This window comes from Trichocoleus sp. DQ-A2, from assembly GCF_039961915.1.
Classification (GTDB): domain Bacteria; phylum Cyanobacteriota; class Cyanobacteriia; order Cyanobacteriales; family FACHB-T130; genus FACHB-T130.
Genome location: NZ_JAMPKD010000024.1, coordinates 72,402 through 95,733, shown reverse-complemented (window position 1 = coordinate 95,733; position 23,332 = coordinate 72,402). Strand labels below are relative to the sequence as shown.

Genomic DNA, 23,332 nt, shown 5'->3' with positions numbered 1-23,332 from the left:
AATTCTTAGGGGTATTGACTGAGAGTGGACGAGAAGCGAAGATCCGCTTTCAATTTAATATCTATTTAACATTTATAAACGATTGTGAGTGATGTTGTTGAAATTACACAAGCAGCCAGCGTTACGGATGGTGATGGGTGCAGCGATCGCATTTTTTTTGTTTGCTCTCTTTTTGACCCTGCATCGGCACTTCACCTTTTATTCCTCCTACGATCAAGGCATCTTTAACCAAGTTTTCTGGAACGGCATTCACGGTCGCTTCTTTCAGAGTTCCCTTTCTTCGCAGCTTTCTACCAACGTCGTCCACAATGGCGAAGTCCCAGAAGTTTTTTATCACCGCTTAGGGCAACATTTCACCCCAGCCCTTTTGCTGTGGCTACCCTTGTATGCCCTGTTTCCTTCACCCGCAACGCTCACTGTTTTGCAAGTTACGCTCGTAACCGCTGCCGGTTTGGTTCTATACGTCCTTGCTCGACAGCATCTGGAACCGGGGATTTCTGCCCTAATTACTATCAGCTTTTATGGCGCTAACGCCGTTCTTGGCCCTACCTTAGCTAATTTCCACGATATTTGCCAAATTCCCCTCTTTACCTTTGGATTGCTCCTGGCAATGGAAAAGCGCTGGTGGTGGCTATTTTGGGTGCTGGCGGTTTTGATTCTGGCGGTTCGGGAAGATTCGGGTGTGAGCCTGTTTAGTATCGGGTTTTACATGGTTCTGAGCAAACGCTATCCCAAGGCGGGTCTTGCCGTCTGTACTCTCAGCTTTGCTTACATGATTGTCCTCACCAATCTGATCATGCCGCTGTTCTCCGAGGATATTTCTCAGCGGTTTATGATGGAGCGGTTTGGGCAATATGCGGATGGCGAAGAAGCTTCTACGCTGGAAATTATCTGGGGAATGGTAAGTAACCCCTGGCGGCTCATCGTCGAGCTGTTTTCACCCTTCTTTGGCACGATTAAGTATTTATTAGGTCAATGGTTGCCCCTAGCTTTTGTACCAGCAATTTCTCCTGCTTCTTGGATGGTTGCGGGATTTCCCCTCTTGAAACTTTTATTAGGGAAGGGACAGTCGGTTCTCGCCATTAATATTCGCTATGCGATGACAATCGTGCCGGGGCTATTTTACGGGGCGATTCTCTGGTGGGCAGGGCAAAGCGACTTTAGAATTTGGATAAGAGATTTTAAAGGGGGGCGAAAAGCTCAGACATCAGAGAGGGATGAGGCTGAGAGGGATGAGGCTGAGGTTGCAGATAATTATCCCAAATCGGTTTCGCCGTCGTTTCGGCGTTTTTGGATCGTCTGTCTCTGCCTTTCAATATTTTTTACGTTCACTTCAAACCCTAATCGGACTTTTTACTTCCTGATCCCAGAGTCGATTCAGCCTTTGGTTTATATTCCCGTGACGCGGCAGTGGGAACACGTCAGCCAAGTTCGCCCTTTATTGGCTCAGATTCCGCCTGACGCTAGTGTAGCGACTACCACCTATCTTGTACCCCATCTTTCGGGTCGCCGCGAAATCATCCGCTTTCCTTCTTTGCAACTCCGCAATGATGCTGGTGAAGTGGTCAATGTGGATTACATTATTGCTGATTTGTGGCAAGCACAGCAGTATCAAGCTGCTTTCAACGAAGAACGGGGATTATTGCAACAGAGTGTTCCCGCGATCGATCGGCTATCTGGTAGTGGGGAGTATGGCATCATTGACTTCAAAGATGGCGTTATTTTGATGCAAAAAGGAGTTGCCTCGAACGAGCAAGCGATCGCGGCTTGGCAGGCATTTCGCCAACAGATTTCTCTAACTTAAATTCGTCTTTTGTCCCATCTAGCGGCAGACTATGCGATCGCACGTACCGAGCAATTCCATATCAACCCGGCAACATCCGCATTCCCACGGAAGTCAGAGATGTTCCCAAATGGCAATATAGATGGCAAATAATGCCTTCTTTTTCACTATTAAACCAATGGGTAAGAGCATCGTTCTGGGGTGCTTAATTAATCTGAGAATTATTGTGGAAAAACCGGATAGGCAATTGAAGTGTCTTTTAGAGTTTATTTAGGGACAAATTTTGTTATTGAAATTTCTATTTGCCGTACATCAAAAGCTAGCGTTAGGCTGAAAGCGATTGAGGTATAGAGCCAGAAAAGGGATAAATTCTAGGCTTCACATTTCATAATTTATTCTTTTCTTACTTCTTATTGTATTAACTGTTTATCCCTCAAATAAAAGCAACAATAGAAATAGATTGAGTGTTTATGTTTGCTCAGGGTTAAAAGATTATTTAAATCTATCACACCCTCATTGTCCCAACTAGGAGACTATAATTTTTAGAACTATGTCGATCTGTAGCGATTTGTAACTGAATTGAGGGGATTGGGGGAAATGAAGATTCTAGTCCTGACTTGGGAATTTCCGCCGCGCATTGTCGGAGGAATTGCCCGCCATGTAGGGGAGTTATATCCAGAACTGATTAAACTAGGGCATGAAGTCCACTTGCTAACAGTGGAGTTTGGTCACGCGCCGCTGTACGAGGTGGTAGATGGCGTCCACGTGCATCGGGTGCCAGTGGGCTACGGTTATGACTTCTTTCACTGGGTCGTGAATTTGAACCAGAGCATGGGGATTCACGGCGGGAAGCTGATGATGGAAGATGGCCCGTTTGATTTGATCCATGCCCACGATTGGCTGGTGGGAGATGCCGCGATCGCTCTCAAGCACAATTTTAAAGTGCCGCTGATTACTACGATTCACGCCACAGAATTTGGTCGTTACAACGGCATCTACAACGACGACCACCGCTACATTAGCGGCAAAGAAAAACTTCTCGCCTATAACTCTTGGCGGATTATTGTTTGTACCAACTATATGCGCCAAGAAGGAGAACGAGCGCTAGAAACTCCTTGGGACAAAATGGATGTAATTTACAACGGCATCCGACCGGAAAAGAAACCGCGTTGGCACGAGTTTGATGCGTTGAACTTCCGTCGCCAGTTTGCCGACGATCGGGAGAAAATTGTCTACTATGTGGGTCGAATGTCCCACGAAAAGGGCGTTTCCGTGTTGTTGAATGCTGCCCCTAAAGTCCTTTGGGAAATGGGGGGCAATGTCAAATTTGTGATTATTGGCGGCGGCAATACTGACCCCTTGAAGCAGCAAGCTTGGAATTTAGGCATTTGGGACGACTGCTATTTCACCGGCTTTATGTCAGATGCCGACCTAGATAAATTCCAAACGGTTGCCGACTGCGCCGTATTTCCCAGCCTCTACGAACCTTTTGGCATTGTTGCCCTAGAAAGCTTTGCCGCCCGCGTGCCCGTTGTGGTATCGGACACGGGGGGTTTACCGGAAGTCGTGCAACACACGAAGACTGGGGTTGTTACCCAGACGAACAACTGGGATTCTCTCGCCTGGGGCATTTTAGAAGTGCTAAAAAATCCAGGTTACGCCCAGTGGCTAGTTGACAACGCTTATGAAGATTTAGAGCGTCGGTTCAGTTGGTCGAAGATAGCGAAACAAACTGAAGCAGTTTATCAAAGAGTAGTGCAAGAGCGATCGCACACTCACTGGGCTTAATCATCATTGGACTTAATCAAAAGTTGAAGGTTTGTTCTTCGTTCCCAAACTTAGCCAGAGAACCAGAATTTGGATACTCTGGATCGCAACTATCGCTAAAATTCAACAATTCCAGCCATCCGAAGCTGACCGGCTTGATTTGCCTGCCAGACTTTCCCGCTGGTTCCATCCAGGCAAATCAGCCAACCTTCATCGTAAACTCAGGTATCGATACAGACAGATGGCGTAACCGAGATTGACTGGCACGCTACTTCTTTGGCTGGTGTGTCCGCCAGCAACCATCGTTTTGCCAAACGTTCCCAAGAACAACATAAACTCAGGTTGTTCGGATAGCGGTAGGGGAATGTCGCCAATGGCAGGAATCCCGATTCGGCAATCAATCCTTCAGAAGCAGCTGACGTCGGTGAGCGTGCAACATCTGAAACTCCCGCCCCGTCACTTGCTCCAACATCAAGACGATATGCTCTGGTCTTAGTACAGTTCCATCATTTTGACAACTGCCCAAATAACGCAGAACAACGCCTTCTGCCGCTTTTTCTTGGCAAGCTAATGGGATATTACCCTTCGCTCCGCTGGCGCTTCTTTGAGGCTCATTAACCTCCAATTCAAACAAGCGATCGCGCAGATTTATCTGTTTCTTCTTCCCAGACTTCGTCGTTTGCTCAATTAAAATGCTCTCAGTGGCTTTAATCGCCTCTACCCAGCTTTGCCACTCCTCTGGTGACGCAGACTTAACCGCTGCCACCGCAATCAAATACTCGGCTTTTTCCAACAACTGAGTCGCGGAAGGAGCCTTCAAATCAACATCTGCCACCCGATAAACCGGGATATCAGACGGCAACTGGGCAGCTAACTTCTCCTGGAATGTCGCCACATCCATCGCCTGGGTTAGCTCAAAGTCCACAATTTCACCTTCACTGGTTGATCCCAATGACAGCGCACTCGCTGGAGAAATGCGGGGACTGGGATGAAACCCGCCCGTAAAAGCAACTGGCAATGCCGCCCGACGCACAGCACGGTCAAACAGGCGCACCAAATCTAGATGACTCACCAGCGCCATATCGCCCAGCTTACCCAACCAAACCCGCAACCGCTGCACCCTATCTGTATTCGGCGTGAAGTGTCCGGCAAATTCTGGAATCGGCAGCGGCTTGATAACAATATTGTGCCCAAAGTCAGACCCGCAAATGCCACAGTGAGAACAGCCTTCAAACGAGCAATCCGGCACTATCGCAGCTTCTAAAGCCCGTTTCAGGTCAGCGATTAGCCAGTTCTTATCAATTCCCGTATCGATATGATCCCAAGGCAACGGCGCATCGAATTGGGGATTGGGAATTGCGGATTGGGAATCGTCAATGGGTAGCGGTTGATTCCGATTCTCCACCCAGTTCCATTCGCCATTTTCAACAAGGCGGTATTTCCAGGTTAAGCCTGATTCTGCGATCGCGTCTCCCCAAGCCGTAAAAGCCCGCTCCACACTATCAAACCAGGCATCCATCCCCGCACCCAGTTCCCAAGCACGACGCAGCACTGATGCCAGACGCCTATCGCCCCGTCCAATAAAATCTTCCATCGCCGAAAGTCGCACATCGGTGAAGTTTACCTTCACCCCCCTCATCCCGCGAAACTCGTCGCGGAGAAGTTTCTGCTTCTGTTGAAACTCAGTTGTAGACACAGAGTGCCACTGGAAAGGCGTGTGAGGCTTCGGCGTAAAGTTAGAAATCGTCAGGTTGAAATGCAGACGCTTTCTGCCTTCAGTTCGACATTCTTGGTGTAGCCAACGGATAGTTTCGGCAATGCCGACCACATCTACATCCGTCTCTCCAGGCAGACCAATCATAAAATACAGCTTAATTTTTTCCCAGCCCTGCTCGTAGGCGGTTTTCACCCCTCGCAGCAATTCTGCGTTCGTCAACCCCTTGTTGATAATGTCCCGCATCCGCTGGGTTCCCGCTTCCGGCGCGAAAGTCAGCCCACTTTGTCGCGTCCCGCCCAGAATATTCGCGATATCTTCATCAAATCGGTCTACCCGTTGACTGGGTAAAGAGAGAGAAATATTTTCATCTTTGAGGCGATTTTTGATTTCCATCCCCACCGCCGGTAGAGATAGATAATCCGAACAACTCAAGGAGAGTAGGGAAAACTCGTTATATCCCGTCGCCCGCATTCCCTTTTCAATTGCCTCTACGACTTCCTGCGGTTCCACATCCCGCGCCGGACGAGTCAGCATTCCAGGCTGGCAGAAACGACAACCGCGAGTACAGCCACGCCGCACTTCAATGGTCAGTCGGTCGTGGACTGTCTCTACATAAGGCACTAGCCCGATGGAATAAGCTGGCAGGGGGGCAGCAACTCGCCGTAAAATCCGCTGGGGTACATCCGGGCGATTGGGATGGACTGAGCCATCTTCTGCCATGTCGTAGAACTGCGGCACATATACGCCTGGTACTTGTGCCAAATTCAGCAATAGTTGTTCTCGACTGAGGTGAGCTTTTTTGGCTTTTTCCACTACCCAGCCAATCTCTGGTAGCACTTCCTCGCCATCTCCCAGAGCCAAGAAATCGAAAAAGTCTGCGTAAGGTTCGGGATTCGAGGTTGCGGTCTGTCCCCCAGCAAAAATCAGGGGATAATTCCAGAGAAAATCTTCACTTTCCCCTGCGTCTGTGCTGGTGAGCCTTTCTCGCCACGTCAGAGGAATCCCGGCCAAATCAAGCATTTCCAGGATATTGGTGGCTCCTAGCTCGTAGCTGAGACTAAAGCCCAAAATGTCAAAATCTGTAAGACTTCGCCGCGATTCCACGGCAAATAGGGGCGTCTGTGTTTCTCGGAGTTTCGCCGCTAAATCTGGGGCTGGTAGATATGCGCGATCGCACAGCTGCCCCAATTGAGCATTCAATATGTTGTAGAGAATAATATGCCCAAGATTCGATGCACCCACTTCATAGATTTCTGGGTAGGTCAGAACCCACCGTACTGCCGCCGCTTCCCAAGGTTTGTGGACGGCTCCTAGCTCGTTTCCCAAATAACGAGCTGGTTTCTGTATCTCTGCTGTAAGTAGTTTCTCGACTGCGATTGCCACTGCAAAACGCTCCCTGCTTCCAGTGCCTCAGATTCAACCCTAGCACCAATTCAGGATTAGCACTCAGCAACAGCGCTCAACCTCTCAGTTTTTCCTTTAGAAGTATTTCCTTGTTCCTATACTCCAATGTTTGCTTCCAAGGCGGCAGGACTTTCTAAAATTTCAAAGACTCCGTCAAGTTGAGCCAGTTCAAAAATCATCCGAATGGAGGGCGACACTGAAGAGAGGCTAAACCGCCGTCCTAGACTGTGTGCTAAACGGTGAGCCGAAACAAACGCCATCAAGCCAGCACTATCGAGGAACTCTACTTGCGCCATATCAACTAGCACAATGGATTGCTCGGGTGAAGAAACAGCTGCTGTCAGTTGACCTTGGAACTCAACCGCATTCGATGCATTGATATGACCTTGGGGGCGAATAACTGCAACGTTGGGGCGAACTAGCGTATTTTGCATGACAATATCCTGTTTCAACTCTAAACAAAAATTTGTGTAATAGCTTCGACAATAAACGGTAAATATGATATTGCCTACCCCCTTTTAGGTAATTTGCTAAATCTTCATTAGTTACCTCCTTTTATATAAAGTTTTCAATAAGATTGCCTGAGAACGTGTTCTCTAATACGGACTTTCTAGAAGTTCTATATTAAGAAAATCCTTCTATTCATCTTTTACAATCGCTGCATCTAACCAAAGACAGATGTATTCTTTGTATAATCCTATGCGAAGCGCATTTCTGCAAGGCAGGGGCTTAGGTCTTCAAACAGACATCTGCGGCTATTCTTCACAAGATTAAAACTCATCAACGATAATATTATTGCTATAAAGCATCAACTCCGAAGCTTCATGGAGTTGTCGGAAATTATTTAAAAAATCAGCTGCAATTGGGGCGAAACTCACAGTGATTTAGATCACTTTACAGTCTAGTTTTAGATCACTGGTTCATCTATATATTCAAACGATAATTTTTAAATGCGGAGTTCTATCGGTTTTTATGAGAACTACATACGCGATTCGTCAACTGGTAGAAAAAGCTCTCTATATTAAGAAATTAACTCCAGATATAGAGAACGAAATAAATTATGAATTGACCAGAATGGGTCACATTTCTGACGTTGATTATGAGGCACTGGAATTACTCATGTCAGAGATGGATGCCGGTCGAATTCAACTGGTACCAAGTGCATAAAAGACATTAAAAATTCAAGGTAGATTTAGTCGATGGCACGAGACAATATTTGTGCCGTCGGAATCTTTCTAAATCAATCTTCTCATCCGTTTGACTCACCTGGCGGTCAACTGTCTAATTGTTTCCACTTGCTCTTTTTTTCAGTTGTTAAATCGTCGTGCAGTTTGCCAAACGTTTAGAAAAGACCCCGTCCTACCTATTTGCCAAGATTAATCGCAACCAGCATGAAACGGTCACCAAAGGGGTGAACATCATCAACATTGGAGTTGGCGATCCAGACCGTCCGACGCCAGCGCATATTGTCCAGGCGATGCATGAGGCGATTAACGAGCTTTCGACTCATAATTATCCCCCCGATTGGAGAACTAAAGAATACCGCAAAGCTGCTGCGGATTGGATGGAACGCCGCTTTGGTGTCGCTGGCTTAAATATAGAATTTCAAAGTTTATCTAAGTCTTACAAGATGACCGTCGGGCGGGTTGGTTTTGTTGTGGGGAATCCTACCGAAATTAAGGGGCTGGGACAAGTTAACACCAATGTAGATTCTGGCATCTTTAAGGCAATTAACGAGCAGCGATCGCTGCCTATGAAACCTCAGAAGAAGAACGCCAAGCGGTGATGTCAGTTTACCAAAACCGTCGTAATATCATCGTCGAAGGATTGCAATCTTTAGGATGGCCTATTGAGCCTCCCAAAGCAATCCTCTATATTTGGGTACCCGTCCCCAAAGGTTATACTTCAACGGAATTTGTCACCCTGTTACTGGAGAAATGCGGTCCGATCGTGCCCCCTGGAAACGGGTCTGGTGCTGCTGGGGAAAGCTTTTTTCGGATTGCTCTCACCGTGGCAGATGAACGGATGCACGAAGCGATTCAACGCATCAGAGATGCTGAAATTCGCTACGAAGCCTGAAAATCACTCTGATTGGCTTGCCAAACTTGGCGGACAAACCAACTGAGTTGCCGATGGGCCTCAGAGGCGTCCGCTGTCGCATCTGGGGCGTCCAGTTGCATTAACAGGGGAATCACCTCGGTATCCAGTGCTGGTCGAAACAACGTTACAGGCCATACTAAATCGGCACCCTGACGCAAATCGTACAGCGTTGGTAACACGTTGGCATTATCGTCTGAAACGATAGTAAGCATCAAAGGACGCACCCAGCATATCTGCCGTGAATCGACAACTTGTATCACGTCAGCGTACAGACGAGTATTTTCATGGTCTAAACAAACAATCTGACAAGGCTGAAAGTTAGGGGCGGAACCGCTTGAGGCTTGCTTCACAATCAAGAATGGCTAGTGCGAGTTGCTTCTTTATTGTACGAAGTTGGTTGGGTGGTCTCAGAAGCACCGGCGATTATAAATCGCGGCTATACAAACGAAACCCGCCGTCGCGGGTTAAGAGGGCGATCGCTTTGACTTTAGTTCGGTTGATTTACCTCTGAAGGTGATGAGAAAGCCGAACCGTTATACAAGCAAGCATTGGAAATGCGGAAACGCCTGGATGGAGAGAAGCATCCTGATGTAGCTAAAACCCTCAACCACCTAGCTTAGCTCTGCGAATTTCAAGAGCGATATGATGAGGCTGACACCTTTTACAACCAATCCTTAGAGATTTTTGAGGGATGCTTAGGGACAGAGCATCCAAGAACTATTAAGGTGAGTGAAAAGCTGGAACGTTGCCACGCCCAAGCAGATGAGCGATCGCTTCAAAATCCCATAGAAACAACTGAGGATTAAATCAGCCGTTATGGAAGAACTATTAGACCTGAAAGAATTACTGCTAAAGGGTGACATCCAAGGATCGTTAGCGATTGTAGAAGAAGCCTACTTGAATGCTATTGATGAGGCTTCCCTAGAGGTAGAAGAAGGACGTTATGAGCCAGAAGAATTAGAACAACTCATTAATAAAAAAGAGATTCTAAATCGTGCCTTGGCTTTAATCTTACCGCCAGCGTAAAGTCGTCTGGAAGTCAGAATGATACTAAAAATTTTATAAAAAAGATTGAGTGCGATCGCCCTCTTCCCTCTTCTCTTTGCGTCCTTTGCGTCTTTGCGGTTCATAAATCGAATTAGAAATTTCTAAGCCTGCCGCAGAGCATCGATAATTTGGACATTCGCTTTGGGAAAGGGAAACTGATCGATTTCGTCCAGTGTCACCCAGCGGATTTCATCGGATTCGATCGGTTGGGGAATGCCTGTGAGGTGGCGACAGTGATGGACGTTGAGGGTGACGCGGAAGTGGGTATAGGTGTGGTCAATGGTGATGAGATGTTTGCCCACTTCAATTTCAATGCCCAATTCCTCCTGAATTTCTCTTTTAATGCATTCCTCGACGGTTTCACCAGGCTCTAATTTGCCGCCAGGGAATTCCCAAAGACCGCCCAGAAGACCGTTCTGGGGTCTACGATCGATAAGAATTTCTTTCTGCTCGTTCCAGATAACGGCAACGCCAATGTTTTTGTGGGGGATGGGGGAGGAGGTTTCGCGCATGGGTAAAGTTGACTGAATATTCAAATTGTATGCACGACAGTGGGACATCCAGGGACATCTGTTGCAGGCTGGGTTGTGGGGAGTGCAGATAGTGGCTCCCAAATCCATCAGCGCCTGATTAAAATCTCTGGGCTGTTCGGGGTCGAGGAGGCTCTCTGAGAGCTGCCAGAGCGGTTTTGTTGCTTTTGTTGGTGGCATTGGCAATGCTACCAGCCGCGCTAAAACCCGCTTGACGTTGCCATCTAGAATCGCCACGGGTTGATTGAAGGCGGCGCTGAGGATGCCTCCGGCGGTGGTGCGTCCAATCCCGGATAAAGCTAAAACGTCTGATAGGTGGGTGGGAAAAATTCCGTTGTGACGCTGGATAATTTCTTGAGATGCCTTGTGCAGGTTACGGGCGCGGGCATAGTAACCGAGTCCCTGCCAAGCTTTGAGGACTTGCTGCAAGTCAGCGGCGGCGAGGGTTTCAATTGTGGGAAATTGGGCTAACCACCGCTGGTAGTAAGGAATAACTGTTTTTACCTGGGTCTGCTGGAGCATGATTTCCGATACCCAGATGGCGTAGGGGTCGGGGTGGTGACGCCAGGGGAGGTCTCGACCGTTTTGGGAGTACCAGGCTAGAAGCGATCGCCTAAACTCCAAAATAGCAGAACTCGGCAGACTGACTTCCCAGTCTGCCGAGCCGCTTTGTTGCTGCAATTGCAGTACAATCATCGGAACTGGCGCTGATGCCGCTCAACTTGCCTATTCAGCATCAGATACATTGACTTCAGTAGCACCTGTCAAGGCATTTTCAAAGGTCATTCTTTGTTCGGCGTTCCGCAAGAAATAGCCGCTAATCATCGCCGAAGCCAGCATACGCCCTAAGTTTTCACGATTGGTGGTGATCGTTACACCAAAATGTTCTGGTGGTAGGTGCCCCAACAGCCCAACAATATTGCGTTCCATCACCTGAAATACTTCCTGAGACGCGGGTTTGGAAAGCTGAGTAATCGTCTCTGGACTCATGGATTGGACGTATTGCCAAAGCAAGTTGCCGCCTTCCGACTCACCTTCAAAGAACTCTGAGACTCGATTTGACGGGTTGTTCACTTGGTTTCTCCGTACTTTCTAGAGGCAGCTACTCTCAGATCCTTGTACCAGGGTAGATCGCTGCTCAATACTTGTTCTATCGATCGACTCGGAAACGGGTTCCGAGAGGTGTAAATCCTTCTAATACCCTTAATTTAGCAGGCTCCTTCCGGGGTCACAGTGGGCAGAACCGAACTTTAAACGGCGGATTCTTTTACCTTTATTAAGTGCTGAGAAAGTTCATACTCAAAACTTAAAACTGGCTACTCAGTCCTCAGCCCTAACTCCTCAGCCCTGACTCCTAATCCCTGACTCCTCAGTCCTCAGTCCTCAGCCCTCAGTCCTCAGTCCTAACTCCTCAGTCCTCAGTCCTCAGTCCTAACTCCTCAGTCCTGACTCCTCAATTAGCTAGCCGCAATATATTCCCGCATATCGGCTTTGCGCTTGCGAAGCTTGGAGAGGGCTTCCCGTTCGATTTGCCGTACTCGTTCCCGACTGATATTGAGAAGTTCGCCAATTTTTGCCAGCGTCATGGCTTGTCCATCGGCTAAACCAAACCGCAGCGCTAATACCTCGCGTTGTTGAGGCGTTAAGTCTGACATTAGTTTTTCTAAGTCAACTTGGAGGGAAGATTGAGTTGCGAAGTCTTCTGGGGAAGGGCCGGTGTCTTCCAGTAGTTCTACCAGTTCTGTATCCTGATTATCTCCGACACGCAGATCCAAAGAAAGGGGCTGACGCGCCCGCTCTAGGTACTCCCGAACTTGCTTGGGGGTCAATTCTAGTTCGGCGGCGAGTTCGCTGACTGTAGCAGCTCGTCCCAGGTTTTGAGCAAGTTGGCGCTGAGCTTTCTTAATTTTGTTGAGTTTTTCGGTGATGTGAATGGGGAGGCGAATGGTGCGTCCTTTTTCTGCGATCGCGCGAGTAATCGCCTGCCGAATCCACCAATAAGCATAAGTGGAAAATCGGTAGCCTTTGGTGGGATCAAATTTTTCGACGCCCCGTTGCATTCCCATTGTGCCTTCCTGGATCAAGTCCAAGAGGTCTACGTTACGTTTGATGTACTTTTTGGCAACCGAGACGACGAGCCGCAAGTTGGCTTCGACCATCTTGCGCTTGGCGATTTCACCCACTGCGATCGCCTGCTGTAACTCTTTCTCTGACAACCCAGTTGAAGAAGCCCACGCCTCGTCGGTTGGCTCGTGTCCTAACTGCAACAAGAGTGAATTTTTTACTTCCTGCAAGGTGGCTAAGCGCTGTACTTGTTTTCCATAAAGGATTTCCTGCTCGTGAGTAAGCAGGGGAACGCGCCCAATTTCTCGCAAGTAAGCACGGACGGTATCTGTAGAGGTCTGAGCAGTTTTCATAGCGCTGAGTCTTGAATCAGAGCGATAATTTAAAGCGATCGCAATTGTAAACTATTGTAACCTTTCTGAAAGATGCTGTGTCTATCCCAAGAGGGGGGTTCCCGTGCCGTTTCCTTCAACATCAGCTAGTAAAAGGGTACCCACGAATCCATCGGATAATTGCATCTTGAGAAACAAAATGAGAAAAATCTTGCAGATGCTTACTGACACTCAGCGACATTGATAGGTGGGGGTAGGACGATGCTCGCGGCACCTTGGTCTCCAGGAAAAAGTATTACGAAGCGTTAGCAACTCCAATTGAGCAATTGCTCTCATCAGTGAGGGACGCGATCGCGGTATTACATTATTGCACCAGGTCTGAGAGCGAAAAGCCGAAAAATAGGGATTTTCTTAAGCAAAAGGATGACTTTCTGGGCGCAAAGTGCCAGAAAACCTGGTAATCGCAGTTTGAGGAGAATCCGGTCTGTCTATTCCGCTTGGAAAACTTGGGAGAAATGACTGAGATTGATTTTGCAGAGTATATTAAATTGGCAGCTTGCTCAAGAGGCTGCGATCGCCATCGCCTTATACCATTTTGGATTTTAGATTATAGAAGACGAGCTAGCGATAGCGAAGCGCTGACTTGTCAGTTCGCGTCTGAAGCCAGCAGCCACTTCCAACAATTGATTGGCGGCGGCCTTTAGGTAAAATCGTATCCGGCTTGCTCTTTGCTCATTATTTCCTAAACCCATGACCCAAACCGTCTGGATTGCAAGACACGCCAACCGCCTCGACTTCGTGAACCCCGACTGGTTCTTAACCGCCGAACGTCCCTACGATCCACCCCTGTCTGAGGACGGCGTGGAACAAGCCAAACAACTCGCGCAGCGCCTGAAGGGAGAAAAGATTGCCCATATTTTTGCCTCGCCCTTCCTGCGAACGGTACAAACGGCGCACCAAGTTGCACAAGTGCTGAATTTACCAATTAAACTTGAGTCTGGCTTAAGCGAATGGTTAAATCCTCACTGGATGCCAGCGATGCCAGAAAGATTGTCAATAGAAGCATTACACGAGCAATTTCCCCAAATTGACCTGAGTTACACTTCTCGCGTAATCGCGAATTATCCCGAAACTGGGGAAGAAGTAATGGAACGCTCTGGGGAAGTCGCAAGACGCCTTGCATCTGAGTTTTCCGAAGATATCTTATTGGTGGGTCACGGTGCATCAGTGCTGGGTGCAACTCTCGGTATCCGGGGGGGTACAGCCGAAACTGAAGTAAACGCCGCGCTGTGTTGTTTGGTTAAGCTGGTGCGCGATGGTGAAGAATGGGTGATGGAACTCAATGGAGATGTTTCTCACTTGAGTCAAACTGAAAAAGTCATCCGGTTTAATTAAGGTCATGGGATTGTTATTAGCAGGGGATATCGGGGGTACTAAGACGATTCTGCGCTTGGTAGAAGCGTCTGATTCTGGGGAATTATTGCAGACTCTGTATGAGGAGATTTTCCCCAGTGGCAATTTTCCCGATTTGGTGCCAATGGTGCGGCAGTTTTTGATGGCGGCGGCTGGACAACTCGGCGAGACACCGAAACCGGAAAAAGCTTGTTTTGCGATCGCGGGTCCTGTTGTCAACAACACCTCTATCCTGACCAATCTATCTTGGTCGCTTGATAGCAAACGGCTGGAGCAACAATTGGGAATCGCTGCGGTTGGTTTAATCAACGATTTCGCCGCAGTTGGCTATGGTGTCTTGGGTTTAACTGAATCAGACTTGTACACTTTGCAAGCTGGCAAGCATCAGGAAGACGCCCCGATTGGCGTGATTGGTGCGGGTACCGGCTTAGGACAAGGGTTTTTAATCCGCTTAGCATCCAACGCCCATAAAGTGTTCCCCTCGGAAGGCGGACACGCTGACTTTGCACCTCGCTCGGAGTTAGAATTTCAGCTGTTGAAATATCTGCTCGATAAGCACAATATTCAGCGAATTTCAGTCGAGCGAGTGGTTTCCGGTCTAGGCATCGTCTCAATTTACCAGTTCCTAAGAGATCGGAAAATTGCTGAGGAATCGTCAGAAATTGGGCAGATGATTAGAAACTGGGAACAAGAGATCGGGCAGAAAGACAAGACGATCGATCCCGCTGCGATTATTGGTAAAGCTGCTTTGGAAAAGCGCGATCGCTTGTGCGAACAAACGATGCAAATCTTTGTGGAAGCTTACGGTGCCGAAGCCGGGAATCTTGCCATCAAACTATTACCTTATGGCGGTCTTTACGTTGCTGGTGGCATCGCCGCCAAAATTCTGCCGTTGATTCAAGAAGGCAGTTTCCTCCATGCCTTTCTGAACAAAGGTCGCGTGAGTCCGTTACTCGAAAGAATGCCGGTGCATATTGTGCTAAATCCGCGAGTGGGACTGATTGGAGCCGCCGTCTGTGCTGCTAGATTGTAGCCAGTGTCAATAATGGGAAACGCTTTCGGATTGCCAAGAGGGGATACTTTGGCGTCTTGACAAATTTGCTGTACCGAAAGCGTTTAAATTACTTAAAAATCAAATCTAGCCGCTGCTGGGCGTTTTTGAGTGCTTCCTGGGGCGAACTTTTGCCGAGTAAGACAGATTCCAGCGCTCTGCCGACATTTTCGGAAACCCGATTATAACCCGTGAAGATAGGACGCGATCGCCCAAACTTTGCTTGCTCTAAAAACACTTTCACTGCCGGTTGTTCCGCGACAAAGGCTTGATATTTGGCACTTTGCCGCGCCTTCAGATTTACGGGTAGGTAGCCGGTACCGAGTGCCCATTCGGTCTGAAATTCCTCTCCCGCAACATATTCAGCAAACGTCCATGCCGCTTTTTCTCGGTCTGGGGTTGTTTTTAAAATAAACAGATTCTCGCCCCCCGTCGCCGTAGCTTGTTCTTTTTGTGCTGGGATGGGGAAAACGCCAAAATCAACGCCAGTGGCTTTCAGTTGCCCCAGCGTCCAAGGGCCAGTCAGTTGCATTGCGACCTTTCCGGCAAGGAAGTTATCGGTTTCATAGCCTCGTTCTGGTAGAGACAGAATGGTTGAGCCGTCTTCAATTAAATTGCGCCAAAATTGAAGGGCAGCGATCGCGCCTTGATTGTTGGCTAAAGCGATCGCAGAAGCTTCTTGCCCTTGAGCATTTCCCAACTCACCGCCGCCACTCCACATAAATGGCAACCAAAGGAATACTGCAAATTCTCCCTTTCCTAAGGGCAAAAACATCCCGTGTTGGTCGATGCGCTTGTCGCCATTTGTATCGCGGGTTAAAGTACGAGCAACTTGCCGCAATTCGTCCCAAGTTTTGGGCAACTCGGTGATTCCCGCTGCCTTAAACAAACTGGGACGATAAAAAACTCCGACATTATTCGTCCCAAACGGCACTGACCAAGTATGGCCTGCGTACTGCATTGATTCAAACAACGCGGGGTCAATTTCGTCGCGGACGGGGGATTGCGCCAGCCAATTTTCCATAGGCGCGATCGCATCCAATTCTACTAACTGACCCGTCAGCGTTGCGTTAAACCACAACAGATCCGGCGGCGCATTTCCCACTACCGCTGCCAAAATCTTCGGTAACTGCTGATCCGCTTGTCCCACATAAAGGGATTCCACCTGAATCTTCGGATGCGCCTGATTGAACTTGTCCACCAGCGACTGCAACACATCCCGATTCGGCGGCGGATTCACCCCTTGCCACAACGTCAGTCGGATGACATCCGCGGCTTCCGAACGCCCCGACTGTAGCTGACATCCTGCCAATCCTAACAGAACAATGCTTAATAGCAACCCCCGGCTCAAAAAACTCCACAGGTTTTGGAAAAAATTACTAGACCCGTTAAATCCAACTGACATAATTGAATGCCCAATTTTGAACCGAAACAGCTTTAAAATACTCATCATCAGCGACTAAAAGCCATCTTTTTGCTTAAAAACAATTGGTTTTTGCAAATATTTTTTACACTTATAATTTTCTTGCTTAAACTAAAACATCTGCTTGATTGATTTAAAGTAAAGCTTTAGCTATTGGCTACGCAGGGTATAGAAACAAGATTAAGAGGATGTCTGAGAAGTGTCAAAAGTTGATTTTATCCTCCCAGTCCCCCTTAAAAAGAAGGGATAAGTTTCTCAAAGACCCCCAATTTATCGGGAGATTTAGGGGGATCTCTACCGTTTAAGCGTCTCGATTATGACTTTTCAGGCATCCTCCTAAGCGGATAGGCTTGGTATGAAGTACGGTTGATTTTTGTTTATCCTATGTTTGGACGATCGTATAAATAATTTCAGTCTATGGCTGGACATAGTAAGTGGGCAAATATTAAGCGTCAGAAGGCGAGAGTGGATGCAGTGAAGGGCAAAACCTTCACTCAGCTAGCTCGCGCGATTATTGTGGCAGCTCGCAGTGGTATACCAGACCCAGCAGGTAATTTTCAACTCCGCACGGCGATTGATAAGGCGAAGGCGGCTGGGATTCCGAATGAGAATATTGAACGAGCGATCGCAAAAGGTGCGGGGACTTGGGGAGCGGATGGCGCTCAGCTAGAAGAAATTCGCTACGAAGGTTATGGTTCCGGCGGCGTGGCAATTTTGGTGGAAGCGCTCACCGATAATCGCAATCGTACTGCCGCTGATTTGAGAGCGGCTTTTAGCAAAAATGGCGGTAATCTCGGTGAAACCGGCTGCGTCTCGTGGATGTTTGAGCAGAAAGGTGTCTGTATCCTGCAAGGAGTGGTTGACGAAGAGGAGCTATTGGAGACGTCCCTGGAAGGGGGTGCTGAGTCCTACGAACTGACACAGGAGGAGGATACGGAGGGAGCCGACGTGTTTACCTCTGTGGCAAATTTGGAGAACCTAGAGCGAACCTTAAAGGAGAAAGGCTTTAAAGTCACCGAGGTGGAACTGCGCTGGATTCCTAACAATACGGTGGAAGTTGGCGATTCACAGCAGGCGCGATCGCTCCTCAAATTGATTGACACCCTAGAAGGACTCGATGATGTGCAAAACGTTACCGCTAACTTCGAGATGGCGGATGAGCTGATGTCTCTGAGTTTAGTGAATGGCTAATTGATGGGAATTCTGTTTTCCCTGCCTTAAGAGCGATCGCGTGTCTCTACATCCGTCTTCAGGCGCGATCGCTATCTCTGTCTTAAGCGAGGTTAATCTCCGGTCGCCAGCTTATTAAATCTTAATATTGAGGCAAAACGAACTTGTTTCAGCGGCTCAGTTCCCTGAGCTGTCATTAAAGCAAAACAATCGGAGATTCATAAATGACATTTACTACCAACGACACCAGCAAACAAGCCTTACAAAAGTTTCAGGGCTTTGATGTAGATACTCAGCTTGCCATCCTGTGGTTCGGCTACCTTGACATCAAAGACCAACTGACACCAGCAAATGCCACTTCTGCCCAAGAAGAAGCTGCCGCCTTATACCATGCAATCCTGGCAATGCCCAAGGAAGAACAGCTACAGGCGCAACGCGACATCGCTTCACGAGCCGATACTGATATTAGCCGTGCCTATAAAGCTGTAAGTTCTAGCTCTAAGCTGGATGTGTGGCTCCGGTTAGCACAAGGCATGGACAAAGGTGAAATCATTACGGTGCCTTCTGACTATCAACTGCCCGAAGAAACCAACGATTTTGTTGCTCAAATCAAGCAACTGGACTTTGAAGAGCGGATTAATTTCACCCGCAGTGCTGTAATCGAAATGGGTGCTAAGTAGTCTGAAGTTGTGCCCTTTGAGAGTATGAAATCAGTCTTAAACATTGCACCGATTTTCAAAACACCTCTTCTAGAGACCGCTAATAAGAAAGAGGAAGCTTCTTCAGATGCCTAACCTTTAGCAAGCTTCCTCATTATGCATCCCCCACTAATTGTTTTGCAATTAGTGGGGTAATTTTTTATTCTACCAAACTGCATCCAGAGCATCGGTGTGTTGTCCTCTCCCTAACCCAATACTTGTTGGCGTCCAAAAACCGAATCCCCAGCCACCAAGGGCAAGGAAAGAGCCTGGGGATTCGGTTGTTTACTAGACATCGCGCTTCTCAACTTGATTGCTCCATCTGTTCGCGTCACAATAGTAAATATTCTTATTGTTTTGACTAATTTTGTTAACAATGGCGCTGGAACAGACCGTTCAAACAATTTCGTCGCCGCAGACATCGGCAGCCCAGCAAGGCTTTGACTACGACTTAGCAATTGTGGGCGGTGGAATTATTGGGGCAACTCTCGCTTGTGCCTTAAAAGATTCTGGGCTGCGGGTAGCGTTAATTGAGCGATCGCCCCAGTCTGCTGCTGTTGCCATCGGACGCGCTTATGCCATCTCCCTCATGTCGGGGCGCATTTTCGAGGGTATGGGGGTTTGGGATAAAATACTGCCTCAAATCAATGCATTTCAACAAATTCGCTTATCTGACGCCGATTATCCTGGCATCGTACAATTTTCTCCCCAAGATTTAGGGACAGAAAGGCTAGGGTATGGGGCGGAACATCGGGTGCTGCTGACGGCTTTGCAGGATAGCTTGAGAGATTGCCCGAATGTGTCTTGGTTGTGTCCGGCGGAAGTGGTAAGTGCAGACTATCAAGCTGACGCGGTAGAGATCGAAATTGCTGTCAGAGGGGAGATCCCCCACTCTAAAATTCAATCTTCTCAAGCCTCGGAGATCCCCCCCAATCCCCCCTCAAACAGCGGGGGCGATCAGGGGAAGCAAACATCCAAAATCAGAACGCGCTTGCTGGTAGCGGCGGATGGGGCGCGATCGCCCATCCGCGAAGCCGCTGGTATCCGCACTCAAGGATGGCATTACTGGCAATCCTGTGTGGTGGCAACGATTAAACCGGAAAAACCCCACCAGAATATCGCCTACGAACGCTTTTGGCCGAGTGGCCCGATGGGGGTTCTACCGCTACCGGGGAACCGCTGTCAGGTTGTTTGGACTGCCCCGCATACAGAAGCGAAAGCTTTGAAGGAAATTGACGAAAAAGAGTTTTTGGCGGAACTGGAACGACGCACTGCTGGACTGTTGGGGCGTCTAGAACTAGAAGGCGATCGCTATGTTTTCCCGGTGCAATTGATGCAAAGCGATCGCTACACGCTTCCCCGACTCGCCCTGATTGGCGATGCTGCCCATTGTTGCCATCCGGTAGCGGGACAAGGCATGAATTTGGGGATTCGGGATGCAGCAGCGATCGCTCAAGTTTTAAAATCTGCCCATAATTTAGGGGAAGATATCGGGGATATACAGGTACTTAAACGTTACGAACACTGGCGTAAACAAGAAAACCTGACCATTTTAGGTTTTACCGATTTCCTCGATCGGATGTTTTCTAATAATTGGTTGCCAGTCGTGGCAATTCGCCGCTTGGGTTTATGGATGCTGCGGCGAATTCGTCCCGTTAAGACCTTTGCTTTGCAGCTAATGACAGGGCTTAGAGGGCGTCATCCGGAACTGGCTTCTCGGTAAAAATGACCTCTGGTTGAAAAGGACGTACCTCGGCTTGATTGCCATTCGAGATTCCAGTGGTCAAATTCTTTGCTGCTTGAATGATATCGGACGGCATCATAATCACTGTCGTCGTATTATTTTCTGCCCCAATTTCTGTCAGCATTTGTAGACGTCGCAGCTCCAATACAGCGGGGTTCTTCATAATCATTTGCGAAGCTTCTGCTAGCTTAATTGAAGCTTCCTGTTCCGCCGCCGCTTTAATGAGCCTGGCTCGTTTTTCTCGAATAGCTTCCGCTTCTTTTGCCATTGCCCGTTGCATCGCTAGGGGAATTTCCACGTCTTTCATTTCCACCCGTTCAATCACAATCCCCCAAGGTTCTGTGATTTCATCGACTATTTCTTGGACTTTGGTGTTAATCTTATCGCGGCTTTGTAAGACATCATCCAGGATATTTTGACCTACCACATTCCGTAAAGTCGTCAAAGCGATTTGGTAAACCGCCATATTGTAATCTTCAACCCGATTGATCGCCTTTGACGGGTCAAGAATTCGGTAATAAAGAACAGCATTCACTTTAATCGTCACGCTGTCCGCCGTAACAGTTTCTTGGGGTTCAATATTCACCGTTTTGGTACGGACATCGATCTGCATTTTTTGATCGATCCAGGGAATAATCCAATACATCCCCGGCCCCATAACGCCCTTTGTTCGACCCAGTCGAAAGATGACGCCGCGTTCGTATTCTCGATCTAGTTTAAGTCCAGAAGCTGCTAGAACGAAAAAGAAAACTAAAAGTGTGCCTAGAGTGGTGCCCATATTTGGCAAAAGGAAATCGTTACTAAGCCCATTCTAGACTCGCTGACAGAGTTATAGCAGGATACTGATTACCAGCCGGATCTGGCAAACCAAAGCAGCAGTATGGATGCCACGCACAAAGTAATAAATTGCAAAACAATTATTTGAACTAACCACCGAATTGTTAAGATAATTTTCATAGCCTTCCCCTCACTTATAACTGGCTGAAAAATCGCGGATGTCTTCAATATTAGCGATTGATTAATGGAGATTTGTGATGAAAGGGTTGCCCAAATGTGACAACGTTTGTCCAGGTTTGTGATGAGTGTCACTTCCGCCTCGTCTCAGACGCTGAATTTGGCTGTGTCGAAAACTGGAATAACCAAAAACAGAATCATTGTGGCATACCGTTTCATGCGAACAGCCCTTCCGTACACTATCGCTGAATCATAACCATACTCTTTTTTAACACGATGCTGGAGGTTTCCCCTAACCCCCCAATCATCTCGGATTTATGAGGAATTCTAAGTATAATAAAGCCCGATGAACCGGATTCATCTTGCCTGATGGCAGCCAAAGTATTACCAATTCGTCAACTTTCTTAGTATAGATTGCGAGTTTTTCGAGAGAATTCCATACTTTTTTAAGGAATAGACTCACTGTACAGATTTATGCAATTAACATTCGCGATGAGAAAGCCTCCAGTCCGCCGCCACCGCTGGTTTGAAAGATTGATGGCAATCATTGCCACGATCAACTTTGTTTTAGTGTTGTTTGACCTCAGTTATATACCCTGGCGTGATTTCTACCTTCGGGAAATCCCCAGTCTGATTCAGGTGTACGATCCAATTAAAGGAATTGAACCGCATCGAGAAACACAGGCTTATCTCAATCGGGTGAACGAACTGGAACAGCAAGTGATGCAGACTGGGCTAGAGTCAGCAGAGGTAGAAAGCTTGCTACAGGACTTGCGTAGCCGCAGTAATGAAATGATTGAGGATAATCCATTTGCGCTGGCGAAGAAAAGCGGTGCTTTAGAAAAAATTAAGAATCAAGTGCGCGATCGCGTGGGTAAGGAATCTGCACATCAAGCCTTTAATGAATTTTGGAGTCAAGCTTATCTTTCCCAAGCCGGTTGGCAGCAAGAACTCAACTTCTTTAATACAGAAACTCGCCCCCTGATTCAGACTAACTACTATCGCAGTTTGGGAATCAATGGGAAATTTTTTGATGAATTTTGGTTGCTTGACTTACCGTTTACAATTTTATTCGCTCTAGAATTTTTGGTTCGCACTTTCTATATCAGACGCCAATATCCTAACTTTAGCTGGCTACAGGGAATGCTGCGGCGATGGTATGACCTGTTTTTGCTGCTACCCTTGTGGCGGTGGCTGCGAGTCATTCCGGTAATGGTTCGCCTCTATCAATCTGAATTACTAAATTTTGAGCCTGTACGGCAGCAAATTAACCATGATTTTGTAGCTAACTTCGCTGAAGAATTGACTGAAATTATGGGGATACAGGTAATTAACCAAATGCAAGGAGCGATTCAACGCGGCGATCTCGCACGCAGGCTGTTTCATCCGGGGAATAGCCGCCCCTATATTAATATCAATAACACTAATGAGGTGCAAGCGATCGCAACCCGCCTGATTAACCTCAGTGTCCATAATGTTCTCCCCAAAATTCAGCCTGATTTAGAAGCTTTAGTACATCACAGTCTAGAAAGTAGTCTCAAGCAATTTCCGGTTTTTCAGCAATTCCAAAATGTTCCGGGTTTGAGCCGTTTACCTAGCCAGATTAGTGAAAATCTCGCTAAAAATTTATCTCAAACTGCTTACAGCAACGCCCTGAAAGCAGTTGAAGATCCAGTCGGGACAGAATTAACAACTCGGTTAATTGATAGCTTTGGAAAGGCATTAGAGGTGGAATTACAGAAAAAAGACAACTTTAAGGAAATCGAATCTTTACTTGTAGATATGTTAGAAGAAATCAAAATTAACTACGTCAAAGGCATTGCCGAAGCCGGAATGGATAAAATCTTAGATGAAGTGGAACAATTGCACCAAATTGTTCGGCGATAGATTAAGAATCTACACAGTTTTTTTTTACTTAGCCTGGAACGAACTAGGGACACGGTATTGTCGTGTCCCGGAGAGTAGCATCTACGCAACTGAGATGTTGCTATATTTCTTATATTCCCTCCGGAAAACGAGAGAATAGTAAAGATAAGGGGAGGGGAAAATCCTATTTGCGATGCTTAAAGAGAAGATAGAAACCCTTCTATGTAAATTTTTACAATTGAAATGCTCCCAAATAGTAGAATTTTGGC

At 47.5% G+C, this 23,332-nt stretch carries 22 protein-coding genes and 3 pseudogenes; 15 read left to right on the top strand and 10 right to left on the bottom strand.

Going from position 1 to position 23,332, the window contains the following annotated elements; translation table 11 throughout:
- The first annotated feature begins 91 nt into the window (after positions 1–91).
- The 3 genes from NC997_RS21505 to NC997_RS21495 all read left to right on the top strand — a co-directional run bounded on the left by NC997_RS21505 (position 92) and on the right by NC997_RS21495 (position 3,571).
- Positions 92–1,804 carry a DUF2079 domain-containing protein gene (locus NC997_RS21505; protein ID WP_190524926.1) on the top strand — a complete coding sequence of 571 codons (1,713 nt, stop codon included), beginning with the start codon at positions 92–94 and terminating at the stop codon, positions 1,802–1,804.
- Positions 1,805–1,813: 9 nt separating this feature from the next.
- Positions 1,814–1,936, top strand: a complete 123-nt coding sequence (locus tag NC997_RS21500) for a hypothetical protein (protein WP_277877544.1) — start codon at positions 1,814–1,816, stop codon at positions 1,934–1,936.
- A gap of 444 nt (positions 1,937–2,380) precedes the next feature.
- Complete coding sequence (locus tag NC997_RS21495) at positions 2,381–3,571, top strand: glycosyltransferase family 4 protein (protein WP_190412157.1); 1,191 nt, start codon at positions 2,381–2,383, stop codon at positions 3,569–3,571.
- Between the two features lie 16 nt (positions 3,572–3,587).
- On the opposite strand, the gene NC997_RS21490 is transcribed toward NC997_RS21495, so the two are convergent.
- From NC997_RS21490 to NC997_RS21475, 4 genes and pseudogenes are all read right to left on the bottom strand, one after another.
- Complete coding sequence (locus NC997_RS21490) at positions 3,588–3,740, bottom strand: hypothetical protein (RefSeq protein WP_190436125.1); 153 nt, start codon at positions 3,738–3,740, stop codon at positions 3,588–3,590.
- Positions 3,667–3,862, bottom strand: a pseudogene (locus NC997_RS21485) (serine/threonine protein phosphatase); the annotation flags it as partial. The gene NC997_RS21490 and the pseudogene NC997_RS21485, both read right to left, overlap by 74 nt.
- Positions 3,863–3,947: 85 nt before the next feature.
- A complete protein-coding gene (locus NC997_RS21480; RefSeq protein ID WP_190524924.1) occupies positions 3,948–6,650 on the bottom strand; it encodes a TIGR03960 family B12-binding radical SAM protein in 2,703 nt (900 codons plus the stop codon).
- A 116-nt stretch (positions 6,651–6,766) separates the two neighbouring features.
- Positions 6,767–7,105 carry an STAS domain-containing protein gene (locus tag NC997_RS21475; protein ID WP_190412160.1) on the bottom strand — a complete coding sequence of 113 codons (339 nt, stop codon included), beginning with the start codon at positions 7,103–7,105 and terminating at the stop codon, positions 6,767–6,769.
- 538 nt (positions 7,106–7,643) lie between these two features.
- Here NC997_RS21475 and NC997_RS21470 point away from each other — a divergent pair.
- Both NC997_RS21470 and NC997_RS21465 read left to right on the top strand, forming a co-directional pair.
- On the top strand, positions 7,644–7,838 hold the full coding sequence (locus NC997_RS21470; RefSeq protein ID WP_190412161.1) for a hypothetical protein: 195 nt from the start codon (positions 7,644–7,646) through the stop codon (positions 7,836–7,838).
- Positions 7,839–7,995: 157 nt separating this feature from the next.
- Positions 7,996–8,750, top strand: a pseudogene (locus NC997_RS21465) (aminotransferase class I/II-fold pyridoxal phosphate-dependent enzyme).
- On the opposite strand, the gene NC997_RS21460 reads toward NC997_RS21465, so the two are convergent.
- On the bottom strand, positions 8,738–9,121 hold the full coding sequence (locus tag NC997_RS21460) for a hypothetical protein (protein ID WP_190412162.1): 384 nt from the start codon (positions 9,119–9,121) through the stop codon (positions 8,738–8,740). The pseudogene NC997_RS21465 and the gene NC997_RS21460 sit on opposite strands and share 13 nt — an antisense overlap.
- Between NC997_RS21460 and NC997_RS21455 the strand changes: the two genes are divergently transcribed.
- The 3 genes and pseudogenes from NC997_RS21455 to NC997_RS21445 all read left to right on the top strand — a co-directional run bounded on the left by NC997_RS21455 (position 9,113) and on the right by NC997_RS21445 (position 9,797).
- A complete protein-coding gene (locus NC997_RS21455; RefSeq protein ID WP_190412163.1) occupies positions 9,113–9,256 on the top strand; it encodes a hypothetical protein in 144 nt (47 codons plus the stop codon). The two genes, NC997_RS21460 and NC997_RS21455, sit on opposite strands and share 9 nt — an antisense overlap.
- A 153-nt stretch (positions 9,257–9,409) precedes the next feature.
- Positions 9,410–9,577: pseudogene (locus NC997_RS21450) on the top strand (tetratricopeptide repeat protein); the annotation flags it as partial.
- Positions 9,578–9,587: 10 nt separating this feature from the next.
- Positions 9,588–9,797: a hypothetical protein gene (locus NC997_RS21445; protein ID WP_190412164.1), complete on the top strand. Its 210-nt coding sequence runs from the start codon at positions 9,588–9,590 to the stop codon at positions 9,795–9,797.
- Positions 9,798–9,919: 122 nt separating this feature from the next.
- Here the strand turns inward: NC997_RS21445 and mutY are convergent, their stop codons facing one another.
- The 3 genes from mutY to NC997_RS21430 form a co-directional block, all read right to left on the bottom strand.
- Positions 9,920–11,044 (bottom strand): A/G-specific adenine glycosylase, encoded by a 1,125-nt coding sequence (gene mutY / locus NC997_RS21440; RefSeq protein ID WP_190524922.1) that lies wholly within the window; start codon positions 11,042–11,044, stop codon positions 9,920–9,922.
- A gap of 30 nt (positions 11,045–11,074) precedes the next feature.
- Positions 11,075–11,422, bottom strand: a complete 348-nt coding sequence (locus NC997_RS21435) for a DUF760 domain-containing protein (RefSeq protein WP_190412166.1) — start codon at positions 11,420–11,422, stop codon at positions 11,075–11,077.
- 383 nt (positions 11,423–11,805) lie between these two features.
- Positions 11,806–12,765, bottom strand: coding sequence for an RNA polymerase sigma factor, RpoD/SigA family (locus NC997_RS21430; protein WP_190524920.1), 960 nt, complete (start codon positions 12,763–12,765; stop codon positions 11,806–11,808).
- A 494-nt stretch (positions 12,766–13,259) separates the two neighbouring features.
- Between NC997_RS21430 and NC997_RS21425 the strand changes: the two genes are divergently transcribed.
- Genes NC997_RS21425 through NC997_RS21415 form a run of 3 tightly spaced genes read left to right on the top strand, consistent with a single transcriptional unit; the run spans position 13,260 to position 15,190 of the window.
- A complete protein-coding gene (locus NC997_RS21425) occupies positions 13,260–13,448 on the top strand; it encodes a hypothetical protein (protein WP_190524918.1) in 189 nt (62 codons plus the stop codon).
- Positions 13,449–13,494: 46 nt separating this feature from the next.
- Positions 13,495–14,139: a histidine phosphatase family protein gene (locus tag NC997_RS21420; RefSeq protein WP_190524915.1), complete on the top strand. Its 645-nt coding sequence runs from the start codon at positions 13,495–13,497 to the stop codon at positions 14,137–14,139.
- Positions 14,140–14,143: 4 nt separating this feature from the next.
- The gene (locus NC997_RS21415) at positions 14,144–15,190 is read left to right on the top strand and encodes a glucokinase (RefSeq protein WP_190524913.1); all 1,047 of its coding nucleotides are present in this window, start codon (positions 14,144–14,146) and stop codon (positions 15,188–15,190) included.
- 88 nt (positions 15,191–15,278) lie between these two features.
- Here NC997_RS21415 and NC997_RS21410 read toward each other — a convergent pair whose 3' ends face one another.
- The gene (locus tag NC997_RS21410; protein WP_190524911.1) at positions 15,279–16,613 is read right to left on the bottom strand and encodes an ABC transporter substrate-binding protein; all 1,335 of its coding nucleotides are present in this window, start codon (positions 16,611–16,613) and stop codon (positions 15,279–15,281) included.
- Between the two features lie 435 nt (positions 16,614–17,048).
- Between NC997_RS21410 and NC997_RS21405 the strand changes: the two genes are divergently transcribed.
- The 3 genes from NC997_RS21405 (at position 17,049) to NC997_RS21395 (ending at position 20,222) form a co-directional block, all read left to right on the top strand.
- Entirely contained in the window at positions 17,049–17,822 is a 774-nt protein-coding gene (locus NC997_RS21405) for a YebC/PmpR family DNA-binding transcriptional regulator (RefSeq protein WP_190524909.1), read from the top strand.
- A 203-nt stretch (positions 17,823–18,025) separates the two neighbouring features.
- Positions 18,026–18,481 (top strand): orange carotenoid protein N-terminal domain-containing protein, encoded by a 456-nt coding sequence (locus tag NC997_RS21400; protein WP_190412172.1) that lies wholly within the window; start codon positions 18,026–18,028, stop codon positions 18,479–18,481.
- 394 nt (positions 18,482–18,875) lie between these two features.
- Complete coding sequence (locus NC997_RS21395) at positions 18,876–20,222, top strand: FAD-dependent hydroxylase (protein WP_190429826.1); 1,347 nt, start codon at positions 18,876–18,878, stop codon at positions 20,220–20,222.
- On the opposite strand, the gene NC997_RS21390 is transcribed toward NC997_RS21395, so the two are convergent.
- Positions 20,188–21,021, bottom strand: coding sequence for a slipin family protein (locus tag NC997_RS21390; protein ID WP_190429825.1), 834 nt, complete (start codon positions 21,019–21,021; stop codon positions 20,188–20,190). The two genes, NC997_RS21395 and NC997_RS21390, sit on opposite strands and share 35 nt — an antisense overlap.
- Before the next feature lie 650 nt (positions 21,022–21,671).
- On the opposite strand from NC997_RS21390, the gene NC997_RS21385 reads away from it, so the two are divergent.
- Entirely contained in the window at positions 21,672–23,084 is a 1,413-nt protein-coding gene (locus NC997_RS21385) for a hypothetical protein (RefSeq protein ID WP_190524907.1), read from the top strand.
- The last annotated feature ends 248 nt before the right edge of the window (positions 23,085–23,332 follow it).